Annotated in this window: 19 protein-coding genes and 1 pseudogene; 7 read left to right on the forward strand and 13 right to left on the reverse strand. The window is 52.3% G+C overall.

The window, feature by feature from the left end; genetic code table 11:
* From FD737_RS18340 to leuE, 4 genes are all read right to left on the reverse strand, one after another.
* Positions 1 to 525: ABC transporter ATP-binding protein (locus FD737_RS18340; protein ID WP_160834206.1), on the reverse strand; the 525-nt coding region annotated here is incomplete at its 3' end.
* Positions 525 to 1,370 carry an ABC transporter permease gene (locus tag FD737_RS18345; protein ID WP_160834207.1) on the reverse strand — a complete coding sequence of 282 codons (846 nt, stop codon included), beginning with the start codon at positions 1,368 to 1,370 and terminating at the stop codon, positions 525 to 527. The genes FD737_RS18345 and FD737_RS18340, both read right to left, overlap by 1 nt.
* Positions 1,371 to 1,431: 61 nt before the next feature.
* Positions 1,432 to 2,418: an ABC transporter substrate-binding protein gene (locus FD737_RS18350; RefSeq protein WP_160834208.1), complete on the reverse strand. Its 987-nt coding sequence runs from the start codon at positions 2,416 to 2,418 to the stop codon at positions 1,432 to 1,434.
* Positions 2,419 to 2,753: 335 nt separating this feature from the next.
* Positions 2,754 to 3,392: a leucine efflux protein LeuE gene (gene leuE / locus FD737_RS18355; protein ID WP_058961387.1), complete on the reverse strand. Its 639-nt coding sequence runs from the start codon at positions 3,390 to 3,392 to the stop codon at positions 2,754 to 2,756.
* A 219-nt stretch (positions 3,393 to 3,611) separates the two neighbouring features.
* Here leuE and FD737_RS18360 point away from each other — a divergent pair, with 219 nt between their 5' ends.
* Both FD737_RS18360 and FD737_RS18365 read left to right on the forward strand, forming a co-directional pair.
* The gene (locus tag FD737_RS18360; protein ID WP_160834209.1) at positions 3,612 to 4,682 is read left to right on the forward strand and encodes an ABC transporter substrate-binding protein; all 1,071 of its coding nucleotides are present in this window, start codon (positions 3,612 to 3,614) and stop codon (positions 4,680 to 4,682) included.
* A complete protein-coding gene (locus FD737_RS18365; RefSeq protein ID WP_160834210.1) occupies positions 4,651 to 5,364 on the forward strand; it encodes a substrate-binding domain-containing protein in 714 nt (237 codons plus the stop codon). The genes FD737_RS18360 and FD737_RS18365 overlap by 32 nt, the downstream gene beginning before the upstream one ends.
* Positions 5,365 to 5,381: 17 nt before the next feature.
* Here the strand turns inward: FD737_RS18365 and FD737_RS18370 are convergent, their stop codons facing one another.
* Both FD737_RS18370 and FD737_RS18375 read right to left on the reverse strand, forming a co-directional pair.
* Positions 5,382 to 6,719: a DUF4105 domain-containing protein gene (locus FD737_RS18370; protein WP_160834211.1), complete on the reverse strand. Its 1,338-nt coding sequence runs from the start codon at positions 6,717 to 6,719 to the stop codon at positions 5,382 to 5,384.
* A gap of 314 nt (positions 6,720 to 7,033) precedes the next feature.
* Entirely contained in the window at positions 7,034 to 7,921 is an 888-nt protein-coding gene (locus FD737_RS18375) for a LysR substrate-binding domain-containing protein (RefSeq protein WP_160834212.1), read from the reverse strand.
* A 91-nt stretch (positions 7,922 to 8,012) separates the two neighbouring features.
* Here FD737_RS18375 and FD737_RS18380 point away from each other — a divergent pair, with 91 nt between their 5' ends.
* Complete coding sequence (locus FD737_RS18380) at positions 8,013 to 8,987, forward strand: AEC family transporter (RefSeq protein WP_160834213.1); 975 nt, start codon at positions 8,013 to 8,015, stop codon at positions 8,985 to 8,987.
* 4 nt (positions 8,988 to 8,991) lie between these two features.
* On the opposite strand, the gene FD737_RS18385 is transcribed toward FD737_RS18380, so the two are convergent.
* From FD737_RS18385 to FD737_RS18395, 3 genes and pseudogenes are all read right to left on the reverse strand, one after another.
* The gene (locus FD737_RS18385) at positions 8,992 to 10,143 is read right to left on the reverse strand and encodes a dienelactone hydrolase family protein (RefSeq protein ID WP_237448824.1); all 1,152 of its coding nucleotides are present in this window, start codon (positions 10,141 to 10,143) and stop codon (positions 8,992 to 8,994) included.
* A gap of 65 nt (positions 10,144 to 10,208) precedes the next feature.
* Positions 10,209 to 10,892, reverse strand: a pseudogene (locus FD737_RS18390) (O-methyltransferase).
* Positions 10,893 to 10,960: 68 nt separating this feature from the next.
* Positions 10,961 to 11,839: a LysR family transcriptional regulator gene (locus FD737_RS18395; RefSeq protein ID WP_160834214.1), complete on the reverse strand. Its 879-nt coding sequence runs from the start codon at positions 11,837 to 11,839 to the stop codon at positions 10,961 to 10,963.
* 120 nt (positions 11,840 to 11,959) lie between these two features.
* On the opposite strand from FD737_RS18395, the gene FD737_RS18400 reads away from it, so the two are divergent.
* Positions 11,960 to 12,811, forward strand: a complete 852-nt coding sequence (locus FD737_RS18400; protein ID WP_160834215.1) for a Vmh family MBL fold metallo-hydrolase — start codon at positions 11,960 to 11,962, stop codon at positions 12,809 to 12,811.
* Between the two features lie 47 nt (positions 12,812 to 12,858).
* Here the strand turns inward: FD737_RS18400 and FD737_RS18405 are convergent, their stop codons facing one another.
* Positions 12,859 to 14,178 (reverse strand): FAD-binding oxidoreductase, encoded by a 1,320-nt coding sequence (locus tag FD737_RS18405; RefSeq protein ID WP_160834216.1) that lies wholly within the window; start codon positions 14,176 to 14,178, stop codon positions 12,859 to 12,861.
* Between the two features lie 356 nt (positions 14,179 to 14,534).
* Positions 14,535 to 15,056 carry a MarR family winged helix-turn-helix transcriptional regulator gene (locus tag FD737_RS18410; protein WP_097119103.1) on the reverse strand — a complete coding sequence of 174 codons (522 nt, stop codon included), beginning with the start codon at positions 15,054 to 15,056 and terminating at the stop codon, positions 14,535 to 14,537.
* A 68-nt stretch (positions 15,057 to 15,124) separates the two neighbouring features.
* Between FD737_RS18410 and FD737_RS18415 the strand changes: the two genes are divergently transcribed.
* Both FD737_RS18415 and FD737_RS18420 read left to right on the forward strand, forming a co-directional pair.
* A complete protein-coding gene (locus tag FD737_RS18415; protein ID WP_160834217.1) occupies positions 15,125 to 15,997 on the forward strand; it encodes an EamA family transporter in 873 nt (290 codons plus the stop codon).
* Between the two features lie 100 nt (positions 15,998 to 16,097).
* Positions 16,098 to 16,718: a TetR/AcrR family transcriptional regulator gene (locus FD737_RS18420; protein ID WP_160834218.1), complete on the forward strand. Its 621-nt coding sequence runs from the start codon at positions 16,098 to 16,100 to the stop codon at positions 16,716 to 16,718.
* Here the strand turns inward: FD737_RS18420 and FD737_RS18425 are convergent.
* Positions 16,706 to 16,927: a hypothetical protein gene (locus FD737_RS18425; RefSeq protein WP_160834219.1), complete on the reverse strand. Its 222-nt coding sequence runs from the start codon at positions 16,925 to 16,927 to the stop codon at positions 16,706 to 16,708. The two genes, FD737_RS18420 and FD737_RS18425, sit on opposite strands and share 13 nt — an antisense overlap.
* 169 nt (positions 16,928 to 17,096) lie before the next feature.
* Here FD737_RS18425 and FD737_RS18430 point away from each other — a divergent pair, with 169 nt between their 5' ends.
* Entirely contained in the window at positions 17,097 to 17,771 is a 675-nt protein-coding gene (locus tag FD737_RS18430; RefSeq protein ID WP_160834220.1) for a DUF3313 domain-containing protein, read from the forward strand.
* Positions 17,772 to 17,834: 63 nt separating this feature from the next.
* Here the strand turns inward: FD737_RS18430 and yajD are convergent, their stop codons facing one another.
* Positions 17,835 to 18,182, reverse strand: coding sequence for an HNH nuclease YajD (gene yajD / locus FD737_RS18435; RefSeq protein WP_034824111.1), 348 nt, complete (start codon positions 18,180 to 18,182; stop codon positions 17,835 to 17,837).
* Between the last annotated feature and the right edge of the window lie 299 nt (positions 18,183 to 18,481).

Consider the following 18,481-nt stretch of genomic DNA (forward strand, 5'->3'; position numbering starts at 1 on the left):
CTGCTGCATCGGGTGACGCGTCATGGCATCCAGCGCGCCAAAGGGCTCATCCATTAACAGAATTTTGGGGCGATACGAGAGCGCTCGGGCGATGGCCACACGCTGCTTCATCCCTCCCGAGAGTTCACTGGGCCAGCGATCGGCGGCATCACCCAGTTTCACCAGTTCCAGATGCTGCTGCGCGATTTCCCGGCACTGGCTGGCTGGTGTGCCTGCGGCTTTCAGGGCAAATTCAATATTGCCGCGCGCCGTCAGCCACGGCAGCAAAGTGTAAGATTGGAACACTACGCCGCGATCCAGCCCAGGGCCGGGAATCGGTTGCCCGTCTACCAGCACATCGCCGCTGTCAAACTCCTCCAGACCAGCTGCAATAGATAACAGTGTGCTTTTGCCGCAGCCGGAAGCCCCAACAATCGAAACAAACTCGTTGTCATTGAGCGTCAGGTCGATGCCATGCAGCACGCGGCGGCGAGATTTCCCCTGAGCGAAACTCTTCTCCAGTTTATTTATTGTTAAGCTCGCCATCAGGAACGTCTCCGGTTGTAGCGGAATAACACACGCTCAGCGGCGCGCATGATTTGGTCGGTAATCAGGCCCAGCAGCCCCAGTAACAGGATGTAGCCGATGATGGTGTCGGTCTGGAAATAGCGTTGGGAAACCACAATGCGGTAGCCTAAACCTGAGGTAGAAGCCACCAATTCAGCCAGCACTAACCACGTCCATGCCCAACCGAGGCTGATGCGCAATGCATCCCAAATTGCGGGTAAAGCAGAGGGGATGACAATTCGCAGTAAGATTTTGCGATCGGATAAGCCAAGGGTACGACCCAGCCCGACGAAATCAGGTGGCACGCGTTTGATGGCATCGATCATCATCAGCACCTGCTGAAAGAAGGTACCAATCCAGATCACGAGGAATTTCTGAATATCGTCAGTACCCGTCCATAAAATGGTGAGAGGGACAAACGCCACCACCGGCATATAGCGAATAAAATCGACCAGAGGTTCAACTATGGCTTTAAACAAACCGTAGCAACCCGCCAGAACGCCAATGAAAATGGCCATCGCCGAGGAGATCGCGAACGCAATCACCATGCGATACAGGCTGCTGGCGATATCACTTTGCAAAGTACCGTTCTGTGCCAGCGTCACCATCTGATGCCAGACGCGTTCAATGCCCGGCAGAAAAATAGGTTTGATTGCTCCTGAGGATGTGGCCAGCCACCAGGCCAGAATCAAGAATACGAACACCAGAATCGCGATAGTTAAAAATTGGGCCCGTGAGGGTTCTCTACCAATGGTTAAAAGGTGACTTCGACGGCGTTTTTTCTTCGCCTGACGATTAACCCGCTGCAACTCAACTGAACTCATGCCCCCTCCTGATTTCCATGCCTCTCCGCTGACAGGTGCGGCAGAGAGGCGCTATCAACGCTTATTGCTGATTGGCAAACTCTGCATCAATGGTTTGAGCAGGCGTCACCGGTTGGGTCACAATTCCGGCCTCGGTTGCCGCTTTTAAAATATGCGGGAAGGTTTTAGTGGTGAAATCATGTGAGAAATAGGCTTTGTTTTCACTCAAGGTAAAATATTTAACCCCATCAAAGGCGGTATCTAAATCCTCAGGTGTAGCCCCCACCGCTTTAGAAATAATGGCGCGGCCTTCAGTGGTATTGGCGTTATAAAAATCGAGCGCCGCACCCCAAGTCTTAATTAATGCTTTTATTTCATCCGGGTGGCTTTTAATAAAATCATCACGCACGACCAGCACATCACTGATTAAACCTGGATCGGAAGATCCGCTATACAGCATTTTAATACTGGGGTCTGATTTCTTCGCCACGCTGAGATACGGCTCGTAGGTGACTGCTACGGGTACTCTTCCAGCCAGGATGGCACTACCAGCCGAAGCTGCAGGCATCGGCACCGGTTTAATATCACTAAAGGATAATCCTGCCGATGCCAGCGCGCTGCGCAGCAGGATATCGCTGGTGGTGCCCTCTTCATATGCGACCTGCTTGCCTTTGAGCTCCTTAACGCTGCCGACCTCTTTGCTCGCCAGGATGGCGTCTGCCGTGTTGCTCTGATCCAGCACCAGGACGATTTTTACCGGCAGCCCGGCGGAAATCATCCCCATAGCGGTGTGAGTAGCGATATTGGCGGCATCAATCTGACCACTCGCCAGCGCCGCATTGATATCTTTATCTTCGGCGAAGTTAATCACTTCAACCTTGTTCAACCCAGATTTGGCAAAAAGGCCCTTTGCCGAGGCTATGTGCCACTGGCCGTAGCCCAACCAGGGTTCAACCCCCATTTTGATAGGCGCTGTTTCCGCTGCATAAACAGAGTGTGCCGCGAGTGTGAATAAACCTAAGCAGCAAACATGAGAAACTGATTTCTTCACAGCATGGAGAGAAAACATAGTTATTTCCTTCTGTTATGATTATGGGGTGTTAGCGACAAGTGATACACTCATGTATATACAAGGGTATGCAAGAGTGGTGCCAGTTAAATATCCGCTTGTGTCCGCAGTCATTAATCTTTTCTGCGCCTTAACGGTGCACACCAATAGTGCACTGCACTATGGCAAACAATATCCTGCTCATTAAGAACGTCGAATAAATTAAAAGAAAAAAGCTGGGCGGGTCACAACAAATTTTGGTGGGAGTAGAAAGCCGGGGATGATTTAAATGCTACCCGAAAACGGAAACAGCAGGTTTTCCTGCTGTTTCCTGAATATTAGCGCTGGGAATAAAATTAACTTTGTGCACTCATTAAGCGCACAGCAAAACCAAAGAACAACATGCCGGTGAGCATATTCCCCAGTTTTACCAGTCGAGTGCGGTTTTTCAGAAAGCGAACCATCACGTTGCCCGCCATCAGCAAAATCAGGTAATAGCTCAGGCTGATCAGTTGAATCATCGAGCCCAGCACTGCAAAGGCAGGCGCAGTGTGAGTGACTGCTGGATCAATAAACTGGATGAAAAAGGAGACGTAGAACAGAATGGCTTTCGGGTTGGTCACGCCCAGCAGCAGTGCGCGCAGGAAATAATTTTCTATTTTAACGGCTTCAGCGGGCTGGTTACCTTCGCGCTTGCGCAATGCACCCAGAATGATTTTTACGCCTAAGTAGAGCAGGAACATCGCGCCCAGATACTTCACCACCATAAAAATGTGCGGACTGGTGCGAATCAGCGTCGCGACACCGGCCCAGGCAAGGAAGATCAGAATCAGATCACCCATCATCACCCCTGCTATCGCCTTAGACGCCGCTTTAGCACCGCGGCTCATCCCGGTACGCAGCACGTATAAACTGTTTGGGCCGGGCAGCAGAATAATCACCAGCGCACCCGCCAGAAACGTCCAGACATTAATAATTCCTACATCGTGCAACATAACAACCACTACTCCACCGCCATGCAGGTTAATTCGCCCGATGGCTTTTGTTTTGATTTGACAGGTGAAAATTGACAGCGGATCGCGCTGCAATTGGCCCAATATTGTAGCAGATGACGCTGTGCCATGTCGTCCGACGACTGCGTATCACTGAAACAGTCATAGGCGCCTGCCAATTAGCGCTATATAATCCGTTGCATTACGCTGCAGGGATGACTCATGAACACAACGCTTAACCGCCTGATTCTGGCGGGCTTACTCACCTTTACCTCTTTGAAGACCTTCGCCAGCCGTGTGGTGACCGACCAAATTGGTCGTCAGGTGACGATCCCCGATCAGGTCGATCGCGTGGTGGTGCTACAGCACCAAACGCTGAACCTGCTGGTGCAACTCAACGCGACCGATAAGATCGTCGGCATCCTCGCGAACTGGAAGCAACAGTTGGGTGATGGCTACGCGCAGCTGGTGCCTGAACTGGCACAGAAAGCCATGCTGGGCGATCTGACCCATGTGGATTTAGAAAAATTGGTGGCGCTGCATCCGCAGGTGGTTTTTGTCACTAACTACGCGCCAAAAGAGATGATTGACCAGATTTCGGCGCTGGGCATTCCGGTATTGGCTATTTCCTTACGCCATGACGATGCAGGGGAACAAGGCAAGATTAACCCCAGCATGCAAAATGAGAATCAAGCTTACGATCTCGGCATCAAAGAAGGGATTACCTTGATTGGTGAGGTGGTGAATAAGCAGCAACAGGCCAAAGAGCTGATTGCCGCGGCGTTTGCCGGACGTAAACTGGTGAGCGATCGTCTGCAAGGTTTAACTGAGCAACAGCGTGTTCGTGCTTACATGGCCAATCCGGACCTCACCACTTATGGTTCTGGCAAATACACCGGTTTGATGATGTTGCACGCGGGCGCCTACAACGTTGCGGCATCGACCGTTCAGGGTTTCAAGCAAGTCAGCATGGAGCAAGTTGTGGCGTGGAATCCTCAGGTGATTTTTGTCCAGGATCGCTATCCTCAAGTGGTGGATGAGATCCAACAAAATCCACGCTGGCGCACCATTGACGCGGTGAAGCATCATCGGGTCTGGCTGATGCCGGAATATGCCAAAGCCTGGGGCTATCCGATGCCAGAAGCTATCGGCTTGGGCGAGCTCTGGATGGCGAAAAAACTCTATCCGGAAAAATTCCGCGATATTGATATGCAACAGCAGGCTTATCGCTGGTATCAGCATTTTTATCGGACCGCCTATCATGACAACGCTACACATTCTGGCAGCCGGTAGCCTGCGGGGTGTCTGGCCGGATCTGATGACAACCTTTCATCATCAGTCTGGCCTGACGACCGACACCCACTTTGGTCCTGCTGGCTTACTGCGGCAAAGGATTGAACGAGGTGAACATTGCGATCTTTTTGCCTCCGCCAATCTTCAGCACCCGGCCACGCTGTTACAGCGCGGTCTGGCAATACACACCGGCAAATTTGCCGCTAACAGTCTATGTTTGACCGCCAATCGTGACGTTGTCACTGAGAACGATACCTGGCTTTCACTTTTACATCGTGACGACCTGCGGCTGGCAACATCGACACCGTTAAGCGACCCTTCCGGCGATTACACCTGGCAGCTGTTTGACAATATTGAACAGGTTTATCCAGGCTGCGGTGAAAGGTTGAAGCAGCATGCGCGTCAGTTGGTTGGCGGTGTTGATAGCCTGGCGGTTCCCACTGGCGAACTGGCAGCACAATGGTTAATCGACCAACAGCACGCAGATCTCTTTATTGGCTACGCCAGCTATGCTCCACGTCTAATCAATCATCCGCATTTGCAGGTGTTGAGCATCCCGGAACCGTTCAACATTCAGGCAGAATATGGATGGGCGACATTCACCCACTCTGCTAATCCCCTTGCCGCCTTTCTCAGTACAACAGCGGCCAGAGCCATTCTGCAACAGAATGGTTTTGCCTGAATGCTGTTCAAAAACGGTCAACGTAACAAACTGCGCACGACCATGCGTGCGCCGAGCAGTTCGACTCTTAAACGATGAATGATTTTGCGATAGCGGCTGGTTCGCTGTTGAGTTTCCAGCACACGGCGCAGCAAAATGCAGTAATCCATCACCAGTCCTGGCGTCCACGTCATGCCTTCTGCGCGGCTGCGTACCAGGCTCAACAACCAAAAATCGGGGTTGAGGATGACCCAAAGCCCTTTCAAACCGTGTTCACCCAACAAGCCTTCAGTAGCAACGTCCAGCGCCTGCATTACGCTGGTCGAACAGTTACGTGATGTGAGGTTATAGCGGGTATCGGTTGAATTCGCGCGCCAGTAATTGCGCAAGGCTGCCTGATTGTAGTGCGTAAGAACCAGACGTTTATCAGGGCGGCACCATCTTTTGATTTCACTTTCCAGCGATGGCAGCAAACAACCCTCAACGTCGAACTCCTCTTTTGCGCGCAGCGTTTGCAGGAAACCGCGCAAGCTGCGTGAAACGTCATCAACCGGGTAGAGGCTGATATAGATTTCATTACCCATCTCTAACGATGTATGGCCGGTAGATACTTTACCGCGATGGTCAATCGCTGCGACCCAACGGTCAAACCATGGACGACGTCCGGCGACATCGCCCGAACCCAACGGCGTCCAGATGTAGACATTGAGCGGCACACTGGTATGCCCAGCCTGCAGCGGCGGATGTTCATAATTCAATCCATGCGGCGCACGCAGTCCTTTGCGGGTAAAGAGAGGCAGTGCGGTGACACTGGTGTTCTCTGGCAGCGCATGAATTTGCGCTCCCATAAACAAGAGATTGATGCCCCATCCCGCCAGCAGAAGTGCAAAACACAGCGGCACGATCAGATGCGGAGCCAGCGGCCAATGGATGGCAATCAGGAGGCTGAACAGGATTTCCGCGCATCCGAGGCTGAATTTCCGCGTCCATCGCCGACAGCGCATCAGGCTGCATGAAATGACACGGAACCCGCCATCCAGCAGAAAAATCAAGGCAAAACCCAGTGAGAAGCAGAGGCTGCTGTCATGCGGTGCAATGAACACCAACAGGCCGAACAGCATCAGCCCTGCAGATTTCATCAAAGGTGGCCAGGCTATGCCGGCAGGCGAATAGATTGCACTCATTGCTTCCGCCAGCCCTTCGACCGCAAGGAATACCCCTAACACATGCAAGGGGAACGATAAACTTCCATGTTGCAACAGATCCATCAGGATCCCGGTACTCGCACCAGCACACAGCAGGCCCAGCCCGGTCACATAAGGCCAACCCGCTCTTAGCGCCGGTCCACCCATCAACAGAAATAATAGTCGCAGCAAAGGTACTCTCCAGCGGATAACACAGCTCAGCACGGTCTATAGACGCGGGCAACTAACAGGAGTTCTGTTACGCCTCGGCAATTCTGACTTCGTTTACTGATGGTTGTGACTATGAGGGCACTCTACGTGGTGAAGATTAAAATTGGCTTAACGATAAAGTAAATATTGGCTTATTTTTTGAACAGCACAATGCTGAATTTGTGGCGATTTCAGGCTGAAACCGCCACTGACTCGCGGGGGAAACCCATCTTAACTTATTGATTTAATTCATTGTAGTTATCGCTCCGCAGAGGATTATGCGGCTGGCGTAGGTTTCACACTGCTGCGTGTCGTTGAATCAGCAGTTTTATAAAACTGTTGAGGCAGGGATTGCGGTTATCGCTGCTCCAGGCAACGGCAAGATTAACCTGCGGCGCATCCGCCAGCGGTTTGAAGACGATGCCATCCATTTTGAGTTGTTGAACAGATGAAGGCACCAATGCCACATAGCTAGCGTCATTGACCAGGCTAAGCATGGTGTGTTGCAGACGAACCTGCAGACTGACCATCGGTTCAAAACCATGAGCCCGGCAATAATCCATAATTACCGCGGTTAATCGGCTCCCGGCGCTGGCGGAGGTCATCACAAAAGGATCGTCGCGCAAATCTTCGATCTGCAATTTCCGACTTCTCGCTTTAGGATGTGTGCGCGACATGGCCACACATAAAGGCTCGGTTAACACGGTCAATGTCTGCATGCCCACGCGTGCAGTTCCTTCCACCAGTACCGCTAAATCGACTTCACCTGCCAGCACTTTATCCGGCAGGTCTTCAGTGACCGCCTCTTCCAACTCCAGAGCAATGTTGGGGAAGTGATGGCGAATCAATCGCACATACTCCGGGATCACGCTATGTGCAGAGTACATAGTGAAACCCACGCGCAATAAACCCGATTTGCCCGCGGCGGTGTCACGCGCCAGTTGTTGCGCCTGCTGGAGTGATTCGAGGATCTTACGTGCATCCTGGTAGAAGCTCTCACCGGCGGGCGTCAGCATTAGCTGGCGCGTATTGCGTTCCACCAGCTGTGTACCCACCGCTTTTTCCAGTGCAGCGATGTGACGACTTAAGGACGGCTGTGATAGATGCAGACGCTCCGCGGCACGGTGGAAATTTTTCACTTCTGCCAGCGCGATAAAGTACCGCAGCGGCTTCATATCAAGCATGATTCATTTTCCGTATCAATCCCGGCCAAATTTGCTATTGGATCTGCATCACTAAAGGCACTAGAGTCCTTCAGCTTACTGGGAGGACACAATGATAGCGACGTTTCTGATTCTTTTGCCGGTTTTCGGCTTAATTGTGGCGGGATATGCTTGCCGCATGCTAGGTGTATTAGGGCCAACCTCGGCGACGGAACTGAATAAATTTGTGGTATGGCTTGCGCTGCCTGCGCTGCTGTTTGACATCATGGCACACACGCCGTGGCACACCATTTATCAACCGGGATTCTTCTGGGCGTTTGCCCTCTCCTGCGCCGCCTCATTTGTTATCGTGTTTGCCTGTCAAAAATTCAAAGGCAAATCCACTGCCGATGCCAGCGTCGATGGCGTTGCCGCCGCCTATCCCAACACCGGTTATCTGGGTTTTCCGCTGTTGTTACTGATTTTTGGTAAAAGCAGCCTGATCCCCACCACCACGGCGACTATTGTGGTGGCGTGTATCCTGTTCGCGATTGCCATCGCGATGATCGAGATTGGTTTGCAGAGTGAACGTGAATTTCATCGACTGGCGATTAAAGTACTGCGCGCCATTTTAAAGAACCCGCTGATTATCTCACCGCTGTTGGGGGCAGCTTGCTCCAGCGCGGGTTTGACCATGCCCGGCAGCGTTGAAACCTTCATGAAAATGCTCGGCGGTGCGGCCAGCCCTTGCGCGCTGGTGTGTTTAGGGGTGTTTCTAGCCAGCCGACAAAAAGCCAAAGCCAGCGAATTGCCCACCGCGGCGAAAATGAGTTTCACCACGGTGGGCCTGGTCGTGGTGGCCAAGCTGGTGATGCAGCCGCTGCTGACCTGGATTTTAGCCGTCTGGCTGTTTCACCTGCCGCAGGATCTCACCAACATGGCGATTCTGCTGGCGGCACTGCCCACCGGCACCCGGCCCTTTATGCTGGCTGAGTATTATCGGCGCGATGCGCAAATCACTTCTGGCGCGATCCTCATCTCCACGGTGCTGTCGATCGTTACACTGGTGGCGATCATGCACTTTATGCAGGTGACGCCTGTCGCTTAGAGCGTTAGTTCGCCGCTGAGCGTTGATCTCCAGCGGCGTAAATGGTGCACGCCGCTTCTTCCTTCTCACGATACTGCTCGCAATTTGCCAGAGCTTCAGGGTTTGCATCCTGCTGGGTGCGAGCCCAGTGGGCGCGGCCCCACACACCTTCGCCGTTGGTGGCGAACGCTTTCTCATAGCCGCGATCTGACAGATAGTGTTTGAAAGCCTGTAGACCTGATGACGTTAATCCTGCCGGTGCAGCAAGCTCGGCCTCAGCAAGGGACACGACTCCATGGCTCGGCAAATGTTGCTGGCTAAGAAACGACGAGACGCTGCGCCACCAGAATCCTTCCGGTGCTGAAATCAGTAAATCATGCCCATCGTTACCGTAAGCCGGCAGAGTGATCAGCTTACCCTTAGCCTCTGCGTGATGGTAAGCCTTGAACATCTCCTCGCCAAGCTGGGGTGAAAACGACTGATCATTGGCAGTGTAAAGCCAGAGTGTTGGGATTCGTGCGGTTTGACCATAAGATTTCAGCGTCGCCAGCAGTGAGGTTTTATCACAAACCTGGCCCTCACCCATGGCTCCGCGTCCACCTGAAAAGCTGATGATAGCCTGTACACCCGGTGGATTCAGGGCACTGGCGGCGAGCACGCTGAATCCGCCAGATGATTGGCCGACCAGCACAGCTTGATGTTTTGCCGCCCAGGGCTGTACCCGTATCGCCGTCAGTGCAGCAAGGATATCGTCTCGTGCCATTTTCCCTGCTAGAGCATGTTGCGGCTGGGCGCAGCTGTTGCCTTGATAATCGTTGTGGCCGGTCGATTGACCATAGCCCTGTCGCATCACCACCACAGCGGCATAACCATGTCGGGCAAAGGTGATGGCGGCAGCTGAGAAACGGTTCGGCGTGAGATGCTGGCGATCGCTCTGCTCGCTGCCATCGGTGCCGTGGGTGATCAGTGCAACAGGAAACACACCGGGTTTGTCTGGTCGTGTGACATAAGCATCCAGCACCGCGCGTTGCCCGTTGGGGAAGGTTATGGTTAATGAGAGCGGCTCACGTATCAATCCCGCGAGTTGCGTAGCGCCGGCTGTCTGTGCTGGCAAGCCAAAGTGACTCCCTCCCATCAAACCAAAGATGAGAACAAAGTCAGTAGCCCAGTGGCGCATCAGTTAATACTCCATTATTAACGTTCAGTGATATTTGCCGATGGATACTATCACCCATTTAGCGCTTACAAACTTTTCACCACCGCCATGATCAGTCCATCCCAGCCTTTTTCGCCAACCGTCTGCAGTGCCGTGGCTTCCAATCGATTATCCTGGTTGATCATATTGACGAACTCACGCAGGCCGCTGACATTAGGATCTTCACTATCAGCAACGACTACCGCCCCTCCACGTACCACATTGTCTGCAATGATCACGGTCCCAACACGAGCAAGTTTCAATGCCCAGTGAAGATAGTGAGGATTATTGACTTTATCGGCATCAATGAAGATCAGGTCAAACGGCGCAGTCAGCATCGGCAAGCTATCCAATGCAGCGCCCACTATCACTTCTGCGCGATCGTGAACACGTGCCAACGCCAGGTTGTGACGGGCCACTTCAGCGTGATGGGGATTGAATTCGAGCGTGATAATTTGGCCGTTTTCCGGTAGAGCCCGAGCCATCCAGATTGTGCTTTATCCCCCTAATGTGCCAATTTCCAGTACGCGCTTTGCACCTGTAATCGTCACCATCAATGCCAGCCATTTGCCCTGTAATGCCGAAACATCGTGCACCGGTAAGCCCTGAGCAGCGTTATGCGCTAATGCAGCTTTCAGCGCCACATCCTCGGCTGCCAATGCGTTTGCAAAGTAATTATCGACTTGAGCCCACTGTTCGTTATGTTGCGAAGGGTAGTCGGGAATGCGCATCTTGAGTTCTCCTTGCGTGTCAGATTCTCAAGACATAGCACAACTGTATGACGTTATGCGTAAAGCATTTATGGAGCCAGCTGTTGCTGCACCGCATCAAGAAACAGCCGCAGCGCGGCAGGTTGGCGTTCACGCGACATATACAATCCATAAATGCCGAGGGTTTTTGGCGTAAAGTCCGGCAGTACACATTGCAACTGACCGTTTGCTATCCCGGCTCGCGCTTCCATTTCTGGCACCATGGCCAGCCCACATCCGGCGATGGCGGCATCGCACAATACCGATGAGATGCCGGCACTGAAATTTCCGCTCACGGCTGTGCTCAGTGCATCGCCATTGGCATCGTTGAACTGCCAACTCTGCCCGGCAAAGCGGCTATAGTGCAGGCAATTATGCTGGCTCAAATCCTGCGGCGTTTCAGGATTGCCATGCTTGCGCAAATAATCGGGTGATGCGCACACCACCGAAGCACATTCGCCAAGAAGGCGGGCAATTGCGCCCGGTTCAGGATTTTCCGTGATCCTCACCGCCACATCGATGCGCTCTCCCACTAAGCTCACCGGCTGATTGTTGATTTCTAATTCAATTCGCAACAATGGATAGCGCGCCAAAAAGGCCGGGATCATCGGCCCCAGAATATGGGTCGCGGTGGAGTGCGCACAGGCGACGCGTAATGTGCCCTGCGGTTCTCCCGGTTCGCCCTGTCCGGTTATCTCATCGGCCAGCCGTGCCAGCATGCGGGTTTTCTCCAGCACTTTTTCCCCGGCCGGGGTAATGGTCAAGCGACGTGATGAACGGTGTAGTAAACGTGCGCCTGCCCATTTCTCCATTTCATCCAGATAACGGCTGACCATTGGCCGTGAGATATCCAGCGCCCGCGCTGCGGCACTCAGGCTGCCTAGTTCGCAAATGCGATTAAATACTGAAGCGGCTGTGACTCTGTCCATCTGCTCTCCATCTGATCGTTTTATGAAACTGATCATCTCTATTTGCGGGAATTCTAGCAGACAGAAAAATCCTTACAATGATGTGCTTACCAGCCATGTTGGCACTGAAAGGAAAATAAGATGAAGATGAAGTCACTGACGTTGGTGCTCGCACTGGCAGCTGGCCCGGCGTTTGCTGCCCCATTGCAATTGGCAGTTTACAATCCGCAGGAACAAGGTGTGTTTCCGGTATCGTCAACGCTGATTACCGGGCCACACGAAGCGCTGCTGGTCGATGCACAGTTCAGCCCGAAAGACGGCGAGAAACTGGTGGAGATGATCAAAGCCAGCGGCAAAAAACTCACGCAAATCCTGGTTACCTCCGGTGACCCTGACTACTACTTTGGTCTCGAGCCCATCGTCAAAGCCTTCCCTCAGGTGAAAATTGTCGCAGCACCGACGGTGGTTGAGCATATCGAAGCTACCAAAGCCGCCAAGTTAGCGTACTGGGGCCCGAAAATGCCGGGTGGTGCGCCCACCCAACTTTATGTACCGCAGATCACCCATCAGACTTCGTTTAGCGTGGATGGTGAACGTATTGAACTGCGCCATGCGGGGGATAAATCCGCTTATCTGTGGATCCCAGCCAATAAGGCCGTGCTGGGTGGCACTGCCGTGGCAGCGGGCATCCACGTCTGGACCGCAGATACGCAAACGCCAGCCAGCCGTGAGCAGTGGCGCAGCGTGCTTAAAGAGATTCAGCAGCTTAAACCGAAAGTAGTGATTCCAGGACACTACATTGGCGCTCGTCCGGCGGGCGATGGTGCGGTGACATTTACCCTTAATTATCTGCAGACTTTTGAAAAAGCACTTCAGCAGCACAAAGGGTCTGCAGAAGTGATTGAAGCGATGAAAAAAGCCTATCCGAATTTGCCGGATGAGAGTTCACTGGAGCTGAGTGCGAAAGTGAATACTGGCGAGATGAAGTGGTAGGCAGCCAAGGGTAAAAGCCGCCATTAGTGATGGCGGCGATATCCTTCTTAAACTTCCATGCCCGCGCGGTATTGGCCCCACCTCAACACCGAGTTCACGCCAATCGACAGGAAAGGCTCAGCTGGCGTGCGGTTTGGACCCGGTGATTGGGTGAGGAAATCGATCAGTTCGTTCTTCTCACCTGCGATCATATCGGCAATCAATTTGCCGGTTGCCGTGCCGCGCGTTATGCCTAATCCGTTACAGCACAGCGCACCATAAACATTCGGTGCCAGTTTGCCAAAGAAGCCTTCGTGGTTTTCCGACAGGCAAATCGCGCCGCTCCAGGTGTATTCAAAATCCACCTGCGGCAGCATTGGGAAACGGCGTTCAAACGATTTGCGATGGTTTTCCAGATACTGCTTAAGGTATTTCTCGCGCGGTCGTCCATCCGGGTGGAAACTAAAACTGTTACGCACCAGAATACGATTATCCATTGTACGACGAATGGTGCTGCCAAACGGATGCGCCGGAATCACCCCCCACACCGCTTTGCCGCCCAATCGTGCCTGCTCTTCTTCAGTCAACTGACGTGACAGGCTGCCGTAAAGGAAAGTCGGTAGCAAACGGCGCTGCAGGAAACCAAAGTGCGACGCAAAACCGTTATTAGCCAGGATCAACGTATCAGCGGTGATGCTCCCTTTGTCATGCACCAACGTCACTTTGTCACCGTAGTCAATCGACGTGATGGGTGTGTACTCGTACAGCGTGACGTTCGCGGGCAGATTATCCGCCAGACCTTTTACCAATGCTGAAGGCTGCAACAAGATGGTGCCGGGAATAAACAGCGCCTGCTTGTAATAAGAAGTGCCAATGTGATCCGGCAGATCTTTACCCGAGATCATTTCGGATTCGCGCCCGATCTTTGCCAATCCGCTACGATAGGCTTCGAGAATCGCTGTGCCCTGCTCACCGACTGATGCCTGATATTTACCGGATTCGGTCATCTGACATTCGATGCCGTGTTCCTGCACAATCTGACGCAGATAGTTTTGCCCTAATGTATTCAGCTTGAGGACTTTATTCGCAATGGTGACGTCGCCAATATAATCCTTCGCGCCGATATCATGCGGTACATCGATGGCAAAACCGGCGTTACGTCCTGCCGATCCATATCCCACTTCCTGCGCCTCAATCAGCACCACTTCATCATTGGGGAAATTCAGCGCTAATTGTCGCGCAGCCGCCAGGCCCGTTAAGCCCGCCCCCACAATCGCGAAGCGTGTTTTTTTCTGACCAATATGCGCCGGGCGTGGCGTACGAGCGGCACTGGTATGAAACCAACCCGGCATCGAATCATCGGCAGGCAGTGAGGTGATCTTTTGCAATTCCGTTACTCCAATACACGTTTTCATTGTTTGTACTGGCGGATTGCCCGTACAACGTAGGGTTTTTTAGCGGTGTAAAGCGTAAGTATTTAATGAATTTCACGGGTATTTATCATGTATACCTGATGTATAAAGTTTTACTGAATCTCATGAAATGTTGTCAATATGATCACGATACGATTGTGTTATGGATCGCAAAAAATCGGGGGTTCAGGCGCGGGGATTAGCAAGAATGTGTTAGAGGGATCCGGCGTGCTCAACTTACGCCACAGCACCGGACCTGAATTAAATTTCGGTGGACTGAAAGGGGAATCTCCAATACACCGTCACAACGCTGACGCGTGAGAATGGGGCAATTAGCGCTGATGGGATCCTTCAAGCGATCGCAATAGACCCGACAGGTGGCTATCCAGTGCCATCAGCACTTCAGGAGAGAGCCCAGACAGAATTTTTCTTTCGTTATCCACGTGTTTTTCTACCGCACGGTCAATTAACGCCAGCCCGTCCTGACTTAATTGCACCAGCATGCTTCGCGCATCCTCTGCATTTACCTGTCGGGTAATCAGCCCTCTGGATTCAAGGCGTTTTAAGCGATGCGTCATGGTGCCCGAGGTGACCATTAGCGTCGAAAACAACTCGGTAGGACTTAAACTATAAGGTGCTCCGGCACGGCGCAGTGTTGCCAGCATATCAAACTCCCACATGCTCAATTCAAACTCGGCAAAGGCCTCTTCAAGTCGCTGTTCAATCAGCGCCGTGCAACGCTTGAGACGTCCAATCGGCCCCATCGGGCTGCAGTCTAAATCTGGCCGCTCGCGCTGCCACTGCTGAAGGATGAGATCGACGGCATCAGATCGGGTTTCAGTTTGATCATTCACTTATCTTGACTTCAAGGTAATTGGTGGACACACTAATTTTATCTTGAATTGAAGATAAAGGCAAAATGATGCAATCCTCTTTCTCTCTTTCGTACTGGCGTGACGTGATATTGACTGCCCTGGCCCCGGCTATCTGGGGATCGACCTACATCGTCACAACACAATTTCTGCCACCCGATCGCCCTTTTACGGCGGCGCTGATTCGGGTACTTCCGGCAGGGGTATTATTGTTGCTGTTCACTCGTCGCCTACCCGCCAGCCGTGATATTGGACGGCTCATTATTCTTAGTGCGCTGAATATCGGTGTTTTCCAGGCGCTGTTGTTTGTCGCTGCCTATCGACTGCCTGGCGGGCTTGCTGCCGTATTAGGCGCGATACAACCGCTGCTGGTGATGTTACTGGCATGGGGAGTTGAACATCGGGCGCCAGCGAGAATCACTTTATGGGCCGCGCTGGCCGGGGTTGTCGGGATGGCCTTGCTATTACTCTCTCCGCAAACAGTGTTCGAACCGGTCGGCATTGTGGCAGCGTTGTTGGGCGCGACCTGTATGGCCACAGGCGTATGGCTGACACGCCGCTGGAAAATGGATTTGCCGGTGATGGCCCTCACCGGCTGGCAGCTGATACTGGGTGGAATAATGTTGCTACCCGCAGCGTGGCTGATTGACGCCCCACTGCCCACACTGACGCTGCCGCAGTGGGCCGCTTATGCCTATCTCTCCCTGGCCGGTGCATTTGTGGCATACGGGTTGTGGTTCAGGGGAATTGGCCGCCTGCCCAGCGTTGCGGTGGCATCGCTCGGATTACTCAGCCCGATCACCGCCGTGCTGCTGGGTTGGATAGTGCTATCTCAGGTGATGAGCGGTACGGCTTTTGTCGGACTGGTCATCGTTTTAATCAGCGTGTTGCTTGTGCAGCGCACATCCCTTCGTGGCAATTAAAGTTTCACTCGTCATTTTCCAGACGACGAATCCACTATCCTCTTTCCTTTAATGAACCAGCCGGTTTTGTTAATATTTATCGCCGACAAAGGAGAGAGTGATGCGCACGCTAACCGAACAAAAGAGAACTGACATTATCAACGCCGCTTCAGCCGTGTTCCTGGAACAAGGATATGAGCGAGCTTCAATGGATAGCGTTGCAAAGCAGGCCGGTTGCTCGAAGGCGACACTCTATAATTACTTCGCTTCTAAAGAGAGCCTGTTTGAAGCCGTTGTCAGATGTTTTAGTACAAATTTTCTGATGCGTGCGGCTGATGAACTTAACCACCCGGAGACTCAATCCCTGTTGTTAAGTGAGAAGTTACAGCGTTTTGGTGAAGGTATGCTGGGCGCGCTGACATCAGACTGGAAGGCTCTGCAGTTGTACAGAATGGTGGTCGGTGAAGCGGGCCATTCCGATATCGGCGCGCTTTTTCATGAGTCCGGGGTGCGTGAGAGTATGAACGCCCTGACGGCGGTAATGGAGCATCACATCGCCAGCGGGGAATTGATCGGCGGCAGCCCGGCATTACGCGCCAAACAATTTTCAGCGTTAGTAAAAGCTGAAGTCGATGAATTATTCCTTCAGCGAACGTTGCCGAATTATACCAAAAGTGAGGTGACGACTATGGTGCAAAACGCCGTTTCGTTGTTCCTCAGAGGTGCTGCTCACAACATCTGAATTCTGGCTGACAGAATGCAAATAAGCGCCACCACCACAATGGTGTCGATAACCAGCAGCATCAATAAGGGTTTGCGGCGCGCGCCCCAAACCCTGACGGCATAAAACCCGCCTCGTTTTATACCTAATTGCCAGAGATGAAGTATCTCGCCTAAATTGCGGATGGCGCGGAAGAGTAATAGCAAAATTGCCGCTAATCCGGCCATCATTCCACCAGGTCTCCGGTAAACCTTTCACCCGACACTAACGAACGTCTTGCACTCACCTCTCAGCCCCCGCATCACGATGTCACACCCTGAAACCTCTTCTTGACAGATTTATGCTAACTGATATTAACTAAACCGTACAGTTCATTTATAACTTCTATCGGAGAGCTTCATGATGAGTCGTTTGTTCAACCCGTTGTGTCGTAGCCTTGCATTAGCGGCCGTATTTACCGCTGTCGGTTGTTCCTCTACCAGCCCGGTGAAATATGCTGGTATCGCGTCAGCATCACGCATGTCGCCTAATACCTCTGACGACAGCGATCGCATTCCCTTCCGTTATGCCGCTCCCGTGGACTGGAGTAAATATCGCAGCATCAGCATTGAACCGGTCGACATTTACAGCGGCAATGATGCGCAATTCAACGACTTGTCTGTGGATGAACGTCGCCAACTGGCTGAATATATGCGTAAGAAGTTTGAGGACGTGCTAGCGGAAAAATTCATCACCAATCCCCCTGCTGGGGCGGCTCCTGCGCTCAAATTGAAACTGACCCTGACCGGCGCCGATACCACACCGCAAGTGATTGGTACATTCACAAAGTTTGATTTAGCCGGCGGCCCTTACAATATCGTTCAGTCGGTACGTGGAGGGCGTGGCTTGATGAGTGGCTACGTTAATTTCGCCGTGGAGGTGAAAGATGCGGGATCGAATGAACTCTTACTGGCGTACCTAGCGGAACAATATCCAAATGCGATGAACGTGGGTGCGACTTTTGGTTCACTTAGCGCAGCAGAGACAGGAATTGATAAAGGGGCTGAGCAACTTTTAGAGAAGTTACGCCAGTAAATCAAACGGTAAAGGCTGCCAGCCTCTGTTCGGCATGCTGGCAGCATCAATGATCAGTGCGGATTATTTCTTCTTATTTAACATCGATTTTAAATCAGCAAAGGGATTGTAGGTTGCTGCTTCTACATCGTTCTGTGCATCTTCCCCGGCCACCACTCGGGTGCCGTACATGTCAGCTTCGGTGTACTTAGAGTGCTCATGATCATGACAAAAAAGACACAACAACTCCCAGTTACTGCCATCTTCCGGGTTGTTAGTATGATCGTGATCGATATGATGCACGGTGAGTTCACGCAGATTGGAGTAAACAAATTCACGTGAGCAGCGTCCACAAACCCACGGATAGATTTTTAATGCTTTCTCACGGTAGCCGCTTTCCAGCCGCGCATAGTTTTTCGGGATCAGAGCCATTGCCAATGTTACCTGTTTCGCAGAGATATTCGGGTGTTAGTGCTGCCAATATAGCGCAAAACCTTCGCCAGGCGTGTGCTGATTTCGCCGTGCTGTTTCAGGGCTGCTGCAGTGAATGCTGATTAACCTCGAACAGTGCGATTAGATGGTCAGCGACTGCTCTGACACGTCTGGGAATGCGTCAAAACATCTGCGCTGAACTTCGCGGATTCAATAACAAATGTACCTCCTCGTCGCATGGTATTACTTGCCTAATAACGCAAGTCACATATTCATGAAAAAAACCTCTGACACCTTGG

Source organism: Pantoea sp. Seng (genome assembly GCF_009829935.1).
Classification (GTDB): domain Bacteria; phylum Pseudomonadota; class Gammaproteobacteria; order Enterobacterales; family Enterobacteriaceae; genus Pantoea; species Pantoea communis.